Origin of the sequence: Falsiroseomonas sp. HW251 (assembly GCF_050563545.1) — a bacterium.
Taxonomy (GTDB): Bacteria; Pseudomonadota; Alphaproteobacteria; order Acetobacterales; family Acetobacteraceae; genus Falsiroseomonas.
Genome location: NZ_JBNXUM010000007.1, coordinates 243391 through 259959, shown reverse-complemented (window position 1 = coordinate 259959; position 16569 = coordinate 243391). Strand labels below are relative to the sequence as shown.

Here is a 16569-nt window from a genome sequence, read left to right as displayed (position 1 = left end):
GCGCACAAGATGAAGCTCACCCAGCGCATATCCCAGAAGCGCCTGCCGGTGACGGCAGGCCGCCGCGGTCGTTGTGCAACACGAGGCACTGCCCGCCCGAGGCGGCGTGCCAGGACTGGGATGAACGTGACATGCAATGGTTCGACGTGGACCGTAATGGGCTGACCCGCCTGCTTGAGCGCAAGGGCAAGGAGTTCGTTCTTCACGAGCTGATTCAGAATGCCTGGGACCAGGACGTCACACGAGTGGACGTGACGCTGACAAAGAAACCCGGCGCCCGGGTTGCCGAGCTTGTTGTCGAGGATGACGATGCGAAAGGCTTCGCCAACCTGGCACATTCTTGGACCCTGTTTGCCGAAAGCACGAAGAAGGGTGCGGCCGAAAAGCGAGGGCGCTTCAACTTAGGCGAAAAGCTGGTCCTGGCGCTCTGCGAAGAAGCGGAGATCGTGACAACGACCGGAGGAGTCCGCTTCGACGCGGCAGGCCGTCACGCCGTTCGTAAGCGCCGGGAGCGCGGCTCGCGCTTCACGGGTCGCCTACGCCTTACGAATGCTGAGCTCGATGCCTGCTGTGAGGCCATGGGTCGTCTACTCCCGCCACTCGGCGTGGTGACTACCTTCAACGGTATGCCGTTGCAGGAGCGCGAGGCTGCAGCCACCTTCGAAGCTTCGCTGCGTACAGAGGTCGCCGACGCCGAAGGCAACCTCCGTGGGACGAGCCGAACCACGACGGTCCGGGTCATCAGGCCATTCCCGGGTGAAACTGGATGCCTGTACGAATTGGGCATCCCGGTGGTCGAAACCAGCGACTCCTTCCACGTCGACGTCCAGCAGAAAGTCCCGCTCGGCTTCGACCGCGAGCACGTGCCGCCAGCATACCTTCGACACCTTCGAGGCCTGGTACTGAACGCCACACACGGCTTGCTCGAGGCCGAAGAAGCGCGCGGCACCTGGGTGCGCGAAGCGATGGGAACGAAAGTGGTGGCGCCGGAGGCCGTTAGGACGGTGGTCGGCCACCGCTTCGGCCCGAACGCCGTCGTCTACGACCCGTCAGATGCCGAGGCGAACAAGCTGGCGGTCGTGAAGGGCTATCGCGTCGTCCACGGCGGCCAACTCTCATTGGAAGAATGGGAGAACGTCCGCGCAGCCGGGGCACTTCTTCCCGCTGGACAGGTAACGCCCAGCCCAAAGCCCTTTCACGCGGACGGGTCGCCTTTAATCCTGCTGAACCCCTCGGAGTGGAGCGGCGCAATCCGAGCTACGGTGGCGTTGTACAAACGCCTTGCGAAGGTGCTGGTCGGCCACCCCATTAGGGTCGAAATCGCGAATGAGCCGCGCATCTTCTGGGCCGCTTGCTACGGTCCAGAAGGCACACTGTTCCTGAACAAAGGGCGGCTCGGCGCGGCATTCTTTGCCAAGGGGCCGTCGGAGCCCGTGCTGGACCTGCTCATCCATGAGCTCGGCCACGAGTACTGCGGTGACCACCTGAGCGACAGGTACTACCGGGCTCTGACCAGGCTGGGTGCCCGCCTTGCCGTCGCCGTGGCTGCGGACCCGGAGCTCCTGGCGTACGATGCGAACGCCCCTTCGCAGTACTGAGGTTCATTGGTGAGAGGGGGGGGACCCCGCCGACAAGGAATATGCCGGGCGGGTTTGCAGGAGACACCGCGGCTGATGGCGAACTCTCGCTTCAGGTTGGCGCGGTCCCTGCGCGGCGCGGCGACATTGGGGCATCTTGTCGAGTGTCGGTGTAGAGCGGCCGAAGCGCGTTAGTGAGCGATAACACTTGTCGCCACGAGCTTCGGCCGCTCATCGTCTCTAGACGCCCATGGCGGGGCCTGACACACGCCAGTTCAGAGATCCAATGGTAGTTCAGGCAACTCCGAGCACTCTATGGTGGCACCGACGCGCCTAGCTCGTTACGATATCCGTCATGTCGGGCGGCATCATCTTCTATGGCGATCCCCATGGTGAATGGCGCCCTTTGCTCCGGGCCTGCCGGGAAGAGCGACCCGAAGCCGTTGTCATCCTCGGTGACTGTGATCTGGACCGGCCACTCAGCCAGGAAGTCGCGCCCATCGCCGAAGCGGGCATTCCGGTTCGCTGGATCCACGGAAACCATGACATCGATCGGCCGGAGTGGCACGACAACCTCTGGGGCGATCGGCCGGGCTGGAACCTGCATGCCACCGCGGCAACATTTGGTGGCCGCGTCGTGGTTGGACTGGGTGGTGTGTTCAACAAGATGGTGTGGGACGTCAGAGCCCAAGATGCTCAACTGAGCTTCCTTACCCGTAGGGATATGCTGAAGGCGACGCCGCCATCACAGCGATGGCGCGGTGGGCTGCCTCTTCGCGCGCGGGATGCGATCTTTCTGGAAGACATCGAGAAACTCCAGCAGTTCCATGCAGATATCCTTGTGACCCACGAAGCTCCCTCTTCGCACCGGCATGGCTATTCCGACATCGACGAGGCAGCGAAGGCGTGCCGAGCGAAACTCGTCGTCCATGGCCATCACCACGAGAACTACGAAGGGGTGATTCCTGACACGGATGTGCAGGTGCGCGGGCTGGCACGCGCCACTGTCTTCCGGTTGCGGTAAGCAAGCCACCATACTCCTTGGCGCGCGGTGGTTCGCGCCTCAATTAGCCGCCAGTCATCGCATCAACCTAGCTGCCGCGGCCCTGATCCCATCGTCGGACAGACTGGCTGCCTTGGTCTCGGCGAAGGTAGCGAAGGTGACCATAAGACCATCGCGCTGTTCCGGTGGGCTTCGACGGGAACGCAGTCGTTCCAGGACGTGCCGTCGCGTGTCTTCGCTGCGCTGACGGTCGGGGAGAACGACACGGACCTCCGCTTCAGCCGCCATAGGCATCCACGGCTGGGGGGCGTGGCGGGCAAGGAGAGCCGGGAGACATCGGCCAGTACCTAAGTAGCGCTGGCGGCCTTGGCGCAGTCGTTGACCTGAATGCCCACCGGGGGTTCGGACCCTGGCGGGTCCTTTTTTGTACTGCGGGAGGTCTGACGAGGACGTTGGACAGCTTGCGTTAGCATCCAGGCGCTTCTTGGCAATTGACCTACAACCCAGACCTTTTTTGCGTGAGCGACAGGGCAGGCATGTCTTATTTCGAGCGTCGTTCCCTCCTATCCGCATCACTCGCTTTGACTGCGCTCGCGGGCTGCGGTGGATCTCAGGTATCCAGCGTTCCCGTCGTCAGCGGACCTGCGCATCCGGTGCGGGCAATCGCCATAATGCCCGGCGGTGGATTGCTGGCCGATGCAGTAGCGGTGGAGATCAGCAATCGAGGGTACACCGTCATTGACGGATCCGATACGTCACGGCTGATGGCTCGGCTGAACCTGAACGAGGTAGAGATTGCCCGGCCTGAGGGCCTTGCGAGGCTCCGCGAACAGGGCATTGACGCCGTGCTGACGGTCAGGGCCGCTGGTGGGTATGATCAGCAGCCTCAGAGCGCGTCTGCGCGTGTGAACAGCACACAGTCTGGTCGAGTCATTTCGGGCGTCACATGGCAAAACGGTTGGGGTGGGCGCGCCGGGTCAATCGCCGACCGCACCATGAGAAAGGGACTTGGCGAGGCAGCCCGGGAGATCGCCGCAGCCCTTGCGCTGAACCTCTTTCACGGCTGACCTGCGACGGAAGAACCACCATCAGGTACAGCGCCGACCTTTGGTCACTACCCGTGCGCATATTCTGTCGTAGGTAGTTGAAGGCGAAATAAAGCGACTGCAAAGTGGATGGGTGGACGCTGTTTGGAACAGGAGCGGTGCGTGGCCTCACGGTTGTTCATTTTCGAGGAAGATGGGACGCTTCGGCGCATTCCTCAGCGGGTCGCAAACCTACTTCCGACAGGTGCGGCAACGCTGCCAGAGTACGCGGGAAAGCGGCTCCGTTACGTCGACGTCTCCTTGGAGAGCGAAGGGCGCCGTCCTCTGTCCATCAACTTCATTCAATGCGCCTACTTCGAGTTCGATGAGCGAGGAAGCGCTGCGGCAGCGCTGGCCCGCGGTGCAGGACGCTTTATGGACACAGCCTACGATCTGGCGAAAGAGAAGGAGCAATCGGGAACTGTCGTGTCAGTGACCGCGAGGCTCGCGCGACAAGCAGTGATACGCGAAGAGCGGTGGACACCCACGGAAGACGAACTCGCACAGATACGCGCGGCTATCTGGCCAAAAGGGCGATAGGGCAGTCTCTGCGCCGCTTTGGCAGAACGCCCGTCCTGCGTGCTATGCATCGACGTCACTAACTTACGCAGCGTCGGCCTAGGCGCGGCACTTGGCGGCAACTCAATGCTGTTCCGCTGATGCAAGGGTGGTACACTACCTCTGGCTCACAACAGCTCGGTCCGGCCTAACCAGCCGGGCCGCACGGCCGGGGGTGGTACCTCCGGAGATCGTGGAGGTGAAACAGCTAGGCGGAAAGCCAGTCACTTGACCTTTCGCGGGAGGGGTGGCCGACGGCCGACCGACCCCACGCCGGGTGCCACCAGCACGCTGCGGATCGGCAGGGAAAACAGGGACGATGGCCCTGTCGTGGGAAACGACCCACCCGACGACCTTCCGACTGGGCGGTGGGGCATTCAACCGGGTGGGGCGGCGGACCGGGCGAGCCCACCGTCTCTCCGGCAGGCAGGATGAAGGCGGACAGGCCAGTAAGGGACCCTTTGGCCGTTGTGAGCCGCTGGCCAGTTGTTGGAGTGCGGCGTCATGCTCTGGAAGGAATCCTCGATCAGGGAGCTGGCCGCGAAGGAGGCGGCGACGTTTGCTGCGAGCGACGAAGGTCGTGCTGCGTTGCGCAAGCACCTTGCACCGCTGCTGCGCGACCCAGCCTCGATCGCGGTTATGCGGGCCGTCCTCGTGGAGTTGCTCGCCGAGGATGAGGCGAAGCCGATGGCTGAACGCGTCACCAGTGAGGTCCGAGCCGCCGTCGGGCAGTTGGAGGCACGGGCCGAGAGGGCCACAGCAGAGTTCGAGGATATCATCCAGAAGCTGGAAGCCCAGGTAGATAGGGCGCTCAATGCCGAGCGGGCCAAGATCGCCGAGCAGAAGGCGGATATGCTTGAGAAGGCCAAGGAGGAGCTGCGCCTCGCGATCATCGCTCAGAAGTCGCTCGCGACCCGTCAGGTAAATCAGCACGCAGAGCAGCAGGAGGCGGTGGTCCGGGAACTCGTCGCAAGGATGGACCGGCGCCTTTCGGAGGCCGCTGCCGAAGCCGAGGAGCGGCTGTCCAGGAGGCGGGCGACCCTGCTCGCCGAGTTGCAAGTGCGGTTGGACCAGCTACTGGCGGAGAAGATGGAGAAGCTCGCACTCGCAGCGGTGAAACGGCAGGTACGGGAGCAGCCGGTCGTCGGGCCGGAGTTCAGCAACCGCGAGCTTGCCCGCCTGAACGGCATCTCGATCCGCGAGGTGAAGCGAAGGAGGCGCTTGCCCGGCGTGCGCGACGCGGGTCACGGCTAACCCTGAGCGCCGCGGCCAGCGATCCAGCGCCTCCACCGAGGTTGTGGGTTTCCTGTGCCCACCTGCGACTATCCCGGCTGGCTAGGAGCCGACTTTCGCAGCGCTTGTTGGATATGCGTGGTGCACCTGGACGCGCAAGGCGCGCTCTCGAGGCGCTAGGCCTCGTCCTCGCGGAGGACGCGGAGCCAGGCGAAAGTCTGCTCTTAGTGGCCTGATCGATGTCGATGGTTCTGTCTCGACTGCCAGCCACCGGGAACCATCTTCGTGGATCGCACGACTAGCGGAAGCTATTTGATGCTTCCGGTCGAGCTATGCTGCCCTATAGACTGACTTGGTGTCCGGCCAAGCAGACCCGATAGCCTGGTACGATGCAAACGCAGCTAGGCTTGCAGCCGATTATGCTCTCATCGAGCCATCCAAAGCCCTGGCTTGGCTGCGTCCTCTGCTACCCGATGCCCACGGCTTGGTCCTCGATGTGGGCGCGGGCACTGGCAGGGACGCTGCTTGGCTTGCCTCGTTGGGTCACGACGTCTTCGCCGTAGAGCCCGCGGCGGGGATGCGAAAGCAGGCTCTTCAGCTGCATCCGCAAGGCCGGGTCAGATGGCTGGACGACAGCTTGCCCGCCCTGGCGTCGGTCGGCCGCCTCAATCTCGCCTTCGACTTCATCTTGTTGAACGCTGCTTGGCAACACGTCGCGCCCGCCGAAAGGCGGCGCGCATTCCGCAAGTTGGGGGGGCTGCTTCGGCCGGGTGGTGTGCTCGCGATGACGCTGAGAAACGGCCCGTCGGAGCCGGAAAGAGCGATGCACGCAGTTCCGCTGGCCGAGGTGGAGGCGCTGGCCCGCGATCACGGCATGGTTGTGGTACTGACAGAGCCGGTACCGGATCCGTTGGAACGTCGCGATGTGACGTGGGTGAATGTGGCGCTCAAGCTGCCCGACGACGGAACCGGCGCACTTCCGCTGCTACGCCATGTCATTCTGAACGACCAGAAGACATCCACGTACAAGCTAGGACTCCTGCGCGCTCTGGCCCGGATCGCCGACGGGACGGCGGGTATCGCCGAAGAGGTCGATGACGAGCGAGTCCACCTTCCCCTAGGCCTCGTTGCGTTGACCTGGCTGCGACTCTACTTGCTCCTCGTAGCGGCCGATCTACCGCAGATGCCGACGAACCGCGGAGCTCAGCGTCTGGGCTTCGCGGGCGACGGCTTTCGCGCGCTGCTGGGCGGCGCTGTCCCGCGGTTAGACCTTCGCCTGGGGGTCCGGCTCTCTGGAGATTCAGCACTTGCGGTGCACGCAGCCCTTCGTGAGGCGGCGGCTACGATCACGCGGATGCCTGCACACTACATGACGTACCCGAATGGCGGGCCCATCTTGCCCGTCTCCCGGTTGGCTCCGAGGCTCCGCGGTTCCGAAGTGGCGCTCGATGCAGGATACCTTTGGTCGTTCGGAAGGCTCGAGGTGCCCGGGGCGATGTGGTCTGCACTCGGCCGCTTCTCGGCGTGGGTTGAGCCAGCAGTGACTGCCGAATGGGTTCGCCTCATGCAAAGGTACGCGGCAAGCCAGCGGCGGCGCTTGGACGAGGCCGCTGTCGCGGCAGCGATGACGTGGTCAGACCCCGCCCGCGACGTCGCTCTACCTCGTCAGATAGCAACTGGACTACTTGCATCCGGACGGCCGCTCCTGTGTGCCTGGAGCGGCAAGAAGTTGAATGCAGAGCGCCTGGACATCGATCATTGCATGCCTTGGTCGGCATGGCCCTGCTCCGACCTGTGGAATCTGCTCCCGGCGGACCGTCGGGTGAACCAGCACCTCAAGAGGGATCGCCTGCCAGCCAAGGAGCTGCTCCTCTCCTGTAAGGATCGGCTGCTTGAGTGGTGGCAGGCCGCCTACTTTATGGAGCCTGTAGCGCCTTTGGGCGCCAGGTTTGAAGAGGAGGCGAGAGCGAGCCTGCCAGGTCTGGGCCTAAGTAGAGCGCAGGCCCGGCTGGACGAGGTGTTTGAAGCGGTGCGGCTTCAGCGGCTTCGACTTAGGCGCGACCAGCAGGTGCCAGAGTGGGCGGGGGTTGCCTGAGCCGTAGTCAATTGGTCGACTAACCTGAGCCCCACTTGACCGGCGTGGTGGCCTCAACCCGCTACTGGCGGCGCACCCGGCCACGCTGACGGATCAGAAACGATTTTGGCGAGCAGGAACCGATTCACCTCGGCGCGGGACGGCAGCTTGCTGTATTGGCTAGCGCTAGTCGTGAGAATACGCTTGACGTGTCTCTATGGGGAGCCATCGATTGTCTGTGCATGGCGGCGAAGAGATGAGCGATCTGAATTCGAGCTATGAAGCGCCGCGTTGGGTTCGCGACCTCGTCCGCTTCCTGCACCTCAAGCCGCAGTTCGTGCTGTCTGGTAACGTTCGGGATTACCAATTGACTCGAGCGGCGGGCGGTCAGGTGACTGCGATGCCCCTCGTGAGCGTGCTGGCTAAAGAACTCATCGACGACGGTTACACGGCCGTGCTCTCCTACGACCCTGTAAATGGCTTTCAGGCAGTACCCGGCCCGGGGCAAGACCTCAGCGTGGCGGCGGCGGCGCTAACATCGGTTGGGCTGACGCCAGGCGCTAACGGCAAGGCTGCTGCAAGCCTGGATCTCTTCGCGGAAACGCTTGAGCGCCTGGTCACCGCTCCTGGCGGACCCGTGGCCCTGGTCGCCGATTTCGCATCCCGACTCCTGTCCCGAGCGGATCACTTGTCCCCTGCGGAGCATGCGGCCTTCACGCGAGCTCTCGTGCTGTCCCACCAGGCTGCAGCGAAGCCGGTCGGCGAGCCAGCGCGCCGCTTCTGGAACACGGTCGTCTGGATTGCCGAGAAAGAAGGAGACCTGCCCGACTGGTTCCTAGTTGGGAACCCTAAGGTCCGGCACATTCCGGTCGCCAAGCCCGACAGCCGCACCCGGCGCACGCTCGCTCCCTCGCTGCTGCGTCGGCTTGATGGCTTTCGTACTGCCACCGAACAGGATGCAAAGTCTGCTCTCGACGCCTTCGTCGACCAGACGGAGGGCCTCCTCCTCCTAGACATGATGGCCATCGTCGACCTCGGCCGAAGCGAGGGTGTCCCATTCAGTTCGGTGGGGGACGCGGTGAGGCGCTACAAGGTCGGCGTGACTGAGGACCCCTGGTCTCGAATTCCGCTCGAGAAAGTCCGAGGCGGAGATGAATTCCTGCGCTCAAGGGTCAGAGGTCAGGACCATGCCGTCACCCACATCCTGGATATCGTCAAGCGCGCCGTAACCGGTGTCGGCGCGCCGCGGCGCGGCAACCGGCCGAGGGGTGTTGCCTTCCTTGCTGGACCAACAGGCGTCGGAAAGACGGAGCTGGCCAAGACACTCACGCGCCTGCTGTTCGGAGACGAGGGCGCTTACATTCGCTTCGACATGTCCGAGTTCTCGGCTGAGCATTCTGATCAACGCCTGATCGGTGCGCCTCCGGGATACGTCGGCTACGACGTTGGTGGCGAGCTAACAAACGCGATCCGCGAGAAGCCGTTCTCGGTCGTCCTGTTCGACGAGATCGAGAAAGCTCACCCGCGCATACTCGATAAGTTCCTCCAGATCCTCGACGATGGGGTTCTCACTTCAGGACGAGGCGACCGAGTCTATTTCTCGGAGTCGTTCATCATCTTCACGTCGAACCTCGGCATATTCCGGTCCGAGGTCGATGGCTCGCGGGTTGCCAACGTCACCCCAGACGACCCGTTCGAGCATGTTCGGACGCAAGTCCGCAGCGAGATTGAGCGTCACTTCAAGCTGACGCTGAACCGGCCAGAGATTCTTAACCGCATCGGCGACAACGTCCTCGTTTTCGACTTCATTCGTCGGGACGTAGCGAACGACATCTTCGACATGATGGTAGCCGACGTTCTCCGCGACGCGGTGCCCTCTCGTGACGTCACGGTATCCATCGCTCAGGACGCCCTGGAAGCACTCAGGGAGCTTTGCCTTGCCGATCTCTCAAACGGCGGTCGCGGAATTCGGAATAAGGTCGAAACTCATCTTATCAACCCGCTGGCCAGGGCGCTGTTTGACCTGGGCTCGCTGTCCGATGTGACGGTTCGAATCGAGCGTGTTTTCTCGCGCCCTGACGGGGTGACGGCCTTGGAGCTGGCCCGAGCTTGACCCCGATATCCCTTTCCAGAATGCATTTTCCCGTTACGACGCTTGGTCCTGGCCAGCGTCTTGGAATTTGGTTCCAGGGGTGCAGCATTCGCTGCCCGGGCTGCGTGTCCGTGGACACATGGGCGAGCATCCCGCCGAAGACGACCGTCGAGCTGCTGCTTGGGCAAGCAAGGGACGCGCTCGCGATAGCTGACGGCGTAACCGTCTCAGGAGGTGAGCCGTTCGACCAGCCGGATGCGCTGGAACAGCTGCTCATTGGCATCCGTACGAGGTCCCCAGCGGATATCCTTGTTTTCTCCGGCTACTCCCTCGAACGCCTCGCCCCTCAACTGCTACGCTTGGATGGACTGATAGACTGCCTTGTCGCTGACCCGTTCGACGGCCGTGCACCGCAATCCAGGTTGCTCCGCGGCAGCGATAACCAGCGGCTAGCAATGCTGACGCCCCTCGGTCATCAGCGGTTCGCAGCATTCGACCGGGCGCTGGACCCGTCAGACAGAGTGCTGGACGTCGTCTTCGATGATGAAACCGGCCAGGTATTCCTAGTGGGCATTCCTCGGCCGGGGGACATGCGAAAGCTAGCCAGCATACTCTCCGAGACATCCCTTGTCGCAGTCACCACCGAGGCCAAGGTCCCCACTGCATGAGTGCTCCGGTTGCGGAACTGACCAAACGTTGCCCTGGGTGCGGGACCGAACGTCCCGATTCGGAGCTGTACTGCGAGCACGTGTTAGCGAATGGCGACGAGTGCGGTTACGATCTCACCGACGTTCTCGCCACTGCTTCTGTCCCGGTCGCAGAGCCGACATCACCTCCAGTAGACCAACCCGCGATTGGTCCGCGGTGTGCCAACGGACACGCCATGGAGCCAGGCGATCAGCTCTGCCTCGTCTGCGGCGCCGAGCTCCAATCATCAGATCAGCCTCCCTCCACCGACGGGGCGCCTGAACCAGAGCCGATTTCCGCGACCGTCATTGAGGGCTGGAGGGTCACGGAGCGCCTCCCGTTGCCGGAGATGTCTCCCTGGGAGCGCTTCATCGTCGAGCCGGAGGCGGGAGGCAGCCGCGCGCTTCTCACCCTCTACCACGCGGATTGCGAGCCCGATCCGGCAGTGTACGGCGCGCTGAGGCGAATGCCGCGACAACATATCCCCGAATTGTTGGCGACCGGGAGGCACGGGGGGCAGGCCTTCGATGTTGTAGAGTTCGTGTCGGGCGGCTCGCTTGCTGACGCCAATCTGTCTGGAGCGCTAAGCGCCGAAGCCGTCCGCTCCCTCGTCGCCGAACTGGGCGAAGCGCTTGCCGAGTTTGCCGAGGCAGGCCTTCGGCATCGGGATATTCGACCCAAGACGGTCCTACTTCGGCAACTCGATCCGCTCGATGTAGTCGTCACCGGTTTCGGATCTGCACGACTCTCCGATTACGACCTTGAGTCGGTGGCTCCTCTGAAGTCGAGCCGATACTCTGCACCTGAGTCTGTGATCGGTGCTGTCAGCGCAGCTTCCGACTGGTGGTCGCTGGGCATGATTGTCTTGGAGTGCGCCACGCGCGGCGCGTGCTTCGACGGCGTCAACGATCAGGCATTCCTGCTGCACGTAGTGACCCGAGGCATGGAACTGCCGAACGACCTTGATCCTGAGGTTCGGGTTCTCCTCAGAGGCCTGCTAGCCCGAGATCCGCTTATCCGTTGGTCTTGGCCGCAGGTACGGGCATGGTTGGCCGGAGAGCCGGTTGAGGCGCCTCCTGAAGCCGCAAGCGGTCCGGCGCAGACGGGCTCACCCATCGTGTTGGCAGGCCGCGAGCACCGCAACCCCGCAGCATTCGCGCTAGCAGCCGCCGAAGCGGCGAATTGGACCGAGGCCCGCAACCTGGTCCTGCGCGGCGTGCTGGCTCACTGGTTATCGGAGAACGGGGCTGACCCGCAGATTACTGCAGAAGTACGACGGATTACCTCTGATGATGACCTGCAGGAGGATCACCGACTCTCGCTGGCCCTAATGGCCCTGAACCCCGACCTGCCCCTCGTGGTCGCGGGCGAGATAGTGACGCCTGCTTGGCTGCTGGCCCACGCGGATGACGGCTACGGTCTGGTGACAGGACCTGTCGCACGGCACCTTGAGCGAATGGGGCGCGAGGGATGGCTAGTGCGGCTCCGTGTCAGAGCGGAAGCCGTTCGAGAACGCGCGCGACTTCTTGAGATTGACCTTGATGAAGCGAGACTCCGGGTCGCGCTGCTGGCCACCTCCAGGGCGAACCTTGAAGCGGAGCGTGACCGACTTCGCGCGCTGTTCCCCGACACTGAGCATAATGGGCTGGCCTCCATTATGGAGCGCGGGCGCCTCTCGGACGAGGAGCTTATCATCCTTGTCACCGCCTCGCTTAGCCAGTTCGTCCCTCTTGCACAGCTCGTCGATGCGGCAGCCGAGCTAGCCGCACGCACTGGGGTCTCAGTCCAGCGCGAGGACTTGCCGCAGCTCCTGTCGCGCCCGCGGCGAGAGGTCTTTGCTGCCGTCGATGAGCGCACCGCCAACTTCGCACGCTGCGGCGTAGAGCGAGTCGATGAATGGGCGGACAGCTTTCGGATCGAGCGTCGTATGCCGCTACCGCGGGCAGCGCTCGTCCTCGCGGTGGCCAAGGAACGCTGGCGCGAACCGCCCAAGCAGCAGTACGTCGCAAACCTCCTGGAGCATTTTGAGAAGCGTGTCGCTGGTTCGGTGGCACGTGGCCCGTTAGTCCGATTCACGATTGGCAAGACCACACCCCGAGTGGACATCATGGAACTCGGCACGCCGGGGCGAACCGGCGAGGCATTAGTAAGCCACGTGATCGAGCGTACCGACGTGCAACTGACTTTGGATCCGTCAGGCTACATGTCTGACGAGCAGGTGGCCTCTCGGCTACGTAAACTGGTCAACCAGGCGTCGACGTTCCGCCGGGACACCGGCATCGATGGTCGCTTTCTCGGCTTCCCATTTTTCGTCACTCGCGACGGGCGGTCAGGTAGTGGCGCGGGCACGCCACGAGTTGCTCCAGTGCTCTTGTGGCCGGTAACGCTGGAGATGCCGCCCGGCTGGGGGCAGGGAGCTCAGATCGCGTTCGATCGTGAGCGGGAGGAGGTGCGCCTCAATCCTGCACTCGAGGGGATCGTCGGCTCCGCCAATTTTCCTCGATGGAAGGCTGCGCGCGACGAGCTGTTGGCAAAGGGCTCGCTCCGCGTCTCAGATGTCATGGACGTGCTCTCGCACCTCGCACCGCCGCGCGGGCGCTCGATAGTCCGACTGCCCGGAAAGGACACAAAGGTCGACCCCGGCGTGTCCGAATTTCTACCCGCCGCAGCGCTCTTCAACGCCGAGTTCACGGGGCAGGTCGTGGCGGAAGATCTTCGTCAAATCCGCGGTAAGCCGCTCTCCGGCACGGTTCTCGAGGTCGCGCTGCGCTTGGGCGAACCCGTGAGGCCCCCGGCCGGACAACCATCCGCTGAGCGGGACCGGTATCTGACGGTTGAAAGCGATCCGTCCCAGGACGACGCGGTCGAGAGATCACGCAACGCACCAGGCCTGGTTGTCGAGGGACCGCCGGGGACGGGCAAGAGCCAGACGATCGTCAACATCGTCGCGAATGCCATTGGTCACGGCGAGACGGTGCTCGTTGTATGCCAGAAGCAAGCAGCATTGCAGGTCGTAAAAAAGCGCCTGGAAGCCGAAGGCCTTGGCGAGCGCCTCTTCGCGCTGCGCGACATCAACAAGGACCGGACCGAAGTGGTGACCAAGCTTCGCAGCCAGGTCGAGGCGGTGCTGTCTCCAGCGGCAGCGCGAGCAACCACGTCTCGTAGGCAGCGAGAAGATCGCGCAGCGCGAATCGAGACGTTGGAGCGCGAGCTAGACCTGCATCACGAGGCTCTTCAGCATATCGATGACGCTAGTGGCCTGTCTTATCGCGCCACCCTATCCGAGCTCGTTGGACTGGAAGCTGCTGGTCCCGTAGTGCAGGCACCACGGCTGCGGCAAATCGTTGGTCGCCTGAGTGGTGGCGAGCTGTCAGCGCTGGAGGAGGCCTGCGGCCCGCTATCGCGCATATGGCTGACCTCAGGCTACGAGCAAAGTCCGTTGGCTGCTCTGCGCTTATTCGCCGCAGATGAGGGGACTGCCGACCTGATTAGAGCCGACCTGGCCGCGTTCCGTAAGGCCGAGCAGCGTCGCGTCGACCTTGCGAAGCGTGCTGAGCCAGGATTCGAGACCGAAGAGCCAGAAGTCATCCGGGCCTGGCTTGCACGTGAAGCGGCGATCCTGGACGGGCTGGACGATAACTCGCGCCAGCGTCTTGCGCGATGGCTTGACCTCTTTCGGACCGACGGCGGCACTGCTGCAACTGGAGATGAGCTGCTGACGAAGCTCCAGGGCATCGTGGGTTCCCTGGGGGCACTTAATGCCAAATCTCATGATCCGGCGGTGTTCGGCATGCTGGCGGCCAAGCTTGATGTAGATCTTGGCCAAATCATTGTTGATCTCGCGGCCTGGGCCAAAAGGCCCGGCTTCTTCGGCAAGCTGAGCCCGGCTCGGTGGCGCATGCGGGGGCGCGTGCGGGCTCTGGCTGTGGAATTGCGGGTGGAAGCACAAGACGAGCCCCTAGCCCGACTTCGCGCAGCGGCAGAGCTTGAGCAGCGACTCAGACCGCTCCGTTCACAGGTGGCCAGCATCCGGGAGGCCCTGCGTTCAGACGGTCTTCCGGACAAGCTCGATCTGGAAGGACTGCGCGCGTCTGCTCAGCAGCTGCTTGATGATGTGCTCAGGGCGCGGGACGCAGCTCGCGCCGTTCTGGCTTGCCCTGCGACCGAGTTGGCGGCGGCTGCGGCCAAGCTTCCGACGCGTGAGGCCCTCGCAGCATTCCGCGAAAGGCTCGAAGCCGCATGCGCGAGGTACGATGCGCGCCAAACAAGCCTGGCACTGCTTGATCCTCTGGCAGAATGGGTGGAGGGCGCGTACCTCGAAGCTTGGCGACTTCGCGCGAAGAGCGGTGAAGACACCTCGCCGATCGCGGACAGGATTACGGTAGCCCTCGCTAGGCTGCGCCCGTATCAGCAATTCCGCGCACGCGCAGCGTCATTGCCCGACACAGCACTGAAGCTGTTCGCCGAGCTGCGCAGTGTCGGTGCGGCTCTGTGGAAGGTGCTTCCGTCAGAACTCGATGGTGTGGTCCGGCGCACCATTCGTCGCGAGGCACTTCTGGCGGTCAAGGCTCGGCTCGAGTCAGCTCGCCCGGAGCTCCTCTTCGAGCGCGTGGAGCTTGAGGCGAAAGTTGCAAGCCTCGCCCGACTTGACGCCGAGATGCGTGAATTGAACAAGGCCGTCCTTTCCAGCGACCTCGACCGCGGGCGGCTGGCTTCAGCTACCGCCTGGGAAGACCTGACCCGCTTGAGAGGGCCGCGGGTGCGGCGTCTCAGAGAGATCATGGATGCGGGTCCGGATCTCGGTCTGATGCACCTGCGCCCTGTCTGGCTTATGAACCCGGACGTGGCCAGCCGTGTACTGCCTCTCAGGCCGGGCCTCTTCGACCTGGTGGTCTACGACGAAGCGTCGCAGATGCCCGTCGAGCATGCTGTACCGACGCTATTCCGTGCCAAGCGCGCCGTGATTTCGGGTGATGAGAAGCAGATGCCGCCGAGCAGCTTCTTCTCCTCGTCGGTAGGCTCTGACGAGGAGGAGGCGCTGGATGCTGACGAACTCGATGAAGGGGCAACCGACGCCGAGCGCATCGCCCTTGAGGAGGGCTGGAACAGGCGGGAGGTCAAGGACTGCCCGGACCTCCTTCAGCTCGGTCGGGCGGCACTGCCCGTTGCCACGCTCCAGATCCATTACCGTTCGAAATACCGGGAACTGATTGGGTTCTCCAACGCGGCCTTCTACGGCGGCACTCTCAGCATACCGGCGCGGCATCCGGCAGACGAGATTAGACGCGCGCTCCCTATCGAGGTGATCAGGGTTGACGGTGTTTACGTCAACCAGACCAACCCAGAGGAGGCCGAGCGGATTGTGAGTCTGCTCGAATACTACTGGTCCCGGCCCTCCGATGAGTGTCCGACGATTGGCGTTGTCACGTTCAATCGAAAGCAGGCTGACCTGATCGAGGACGCCGTCGAACGTCGGGCGGTCGAAGACGAAGAGTTCGCCGTTGCGCTTCGGCGGGAACGCGATCGTTTGCAAGATGGAGAAGACATGGGCTTCTTCGTCAAGAATGTGGAAAATGTGCAGGGCGATGAGCGCGACGTTGTAATTTTCTCGACTACCTTCGGGCGGGATTCGAGAGGCACGTTCCGGCGGAACTTCGGTGTGCTAGGAGCAGTGGGTGGCGAGCGCAGACTGAATGTCGCGGTCACGCGCGCCCGCGAGAAGGTTGTGCTAGTCACTTCGATGCCGACGCGGGATGTGTCAGATTGGCTTTCGTCCGGGCACACCCCGTCCAAGCCGCGTGATTATCTTCAGGCATACCTTGATCATGCCGAGCGGGTTCACGCGTGTGATGAGCATGCGATCCGGAATTCCGCAAGCCGGTTGGGGGCCAAGCAACCGCCGAAAACGTCCAGGACGCTAGAGGGTGACCACGACGGGCTGGCCGACGCCGTCGCTGCCTACATAAGCGAGCTAGGCCACGATCCGAAATCCGCGCACGAGGCGGGCGATGCGTTCAGCATTGACTTCGCAGTCGTAGATCCGCGTACAGGCCTCTTCGGGATCGGTATCGAGTGCGACGCCCCCGCGCACTCCCTGCTAGCTAGGGCCCGGGCGCGCGAAATCTGGCGCCGGGGTGTCCTCGGCAGAGCGATACCTGTCGTGCACCGTATTTCCTCCCGAGATTGGTACCATAGTCCCGATGAGGAGCGCGCCCGTCTGCGCAGCGCGCTGAAACAGGCGCTGGGTTAAGGAGCCACAG

At 63.3% G+C, this 16569-nt stretch carries 8 protein-coding genes; all 8 read left to right on the top strand.

Going from position 1 to position 16569, the window contains the following annotated elements; translation table 11 throughout:
* Positions 1-131 precede the first annotated feature (131 nt).
* The 8 genes from ACLF3M_RS11060 to ACLF3M_RS11025 all read left to right on the top strand — a co-directional run bounded on the left by ACLF3M_RS11060 (position 132) and on the right by ACLF3M_RS11025 (position 16559).
* Positions 132-1598 carry an ATP-binding protein gene (locus ACLF3M_RS11060; RefSeq protein ID WP_430656973.1) on the top strand — a complete coding sequence of 489 codons (1467 nt, stop codon included), beginning with the start codon at positions 132-134 and terminating at the stop codon, positions 1596-1598.
* A 334-nt stretch (positions 1599-1932) separates the two neighbouring features.
* Entirely contained in the window at positions 1933-2601 is a 669-nt protein-coding gene (locus ACLF3M_RS11055; protein ID WP_430656972.1) for a metallophosphoesterase family protein, read from the top strand.
* Between the two features lie 497 nt (positions 2602-3098).
* On the top strand, positions 3099-3647 hold the full coding sequence (locus ACLF3M_RS11050; RefSeq protein WP_430656971.1) for a hypothetical protein: 549 nt from the start codon (positions 3099-3101) through the stop codon (positions 3645-3647).
* Between the two features lie 1080 nt (positions 3648-4727).
* Positions 4728-5477, top strand: coding sequence for a hypothetical protein (locus tag ACLF3M_RS11045; RefSeq protein ID WP_430656970.1), 750 nt, complete (start codon positions 4728-4730; stop codon positions 5475-5477).
* 334 nt (positions 5478-5811) lie between these two features.
* Positions 5812-7551 carry a methyltransferase domain-containing protein gene (locus ACLF3M_RS11040; protein ID WP_430656969.1) on the top strand — a complete coding sequence of 580 codons (1740 nt, stop codon included), beginning with the start codon at positions 5812-5814 and terminating at the stop codon, positions 7549-7551.
* A 235-nt stretch (positions 7552-7786) separates the two neighbouring features.
* Positions 7787-9643: an AAA family ATPase gene (locus tag ACLF3M_RS11035; RefSeq protein WP_430656968.1), complete on the top strand. Its 1857-nt coding sequence runs from the start codon at positions 7787-7789 to the stop codon at positions 9641-9643.
* A 20-nt stretch (positions 9644-9663) separates the two neighbouring features.
* Positions 9664-10290, top strand: a complete 627-nt coding sequence (locus ACLF3M_RS11030) for a 4Fe-4S single cluster domain-containing protein (protein WP_430656991.1) — start codon at positions 9664-9666, stop codon at positions 10288-10290.
* A 368-nt stretch (positions 10291-10658) separates the two neighbouring features.
* Positions 10659-16559, top strand: a complete 5901-nt coding sequence (locus tag ACLF3M_RS11025) for an AAA domain-containing protein (protein ID WP_430656990.1) — start codon at positions 10659-10661, stop codon at positions 16557-16559.
* Positions 16560-16569: the final 10 nt, after the last annotated feature.

What these genes read in the sequence shown, in the direction of transcription:
- ACLF3M_RS11060 (WP_430656973.1), top strand. Translation starts at nt 132, where the DNA reads ATGCAATGGTTCGACGTGGACCGTAATGGGCTGACCCGCCTGCTTGAG.
- ACLF3M_RS11045 (WP_430656970.1), top strand. Translation starts at nt 4,728, where the DNA reads ATGCTCTGGAAGGAATCCTCGATCAGGGAGCTGGCCGCGAAGGAGGCG.
- ACLF3M_RS11025 (WP_430656990.1), top strand. Translation starts at nt 10,659, where the DNA reads ATGTCTCCCTGGGAGCGCTTCATCGTCGAGCCGGAGGCGGGAGGCAGC.
- ACLF3M_RS11030 (WP_430656991.1), top strand. Translation starts at nt 9,664, where the DNA reads ATGCATTTTCCCGTTACGACGCTTGGTCCTGGCCAGCGTCTTGGAATT.
- ACLF3M_RS11035 (WP_430656968.1), top strand. Translation starts at nt 7,787, where the DNA reads ATGAGCGATCTGAATTCGAGCTATGAAGCGCCGCGTTGGGTTCGCGAC.
- ACLF3M_RS11055 (WP_430656972.1), top strand. Translation starts at nt 1,933, where the DNA reads ATGTCGGGCGGCATCATCTTCTATGGCGATCCCCATGGTGAATGGCGC.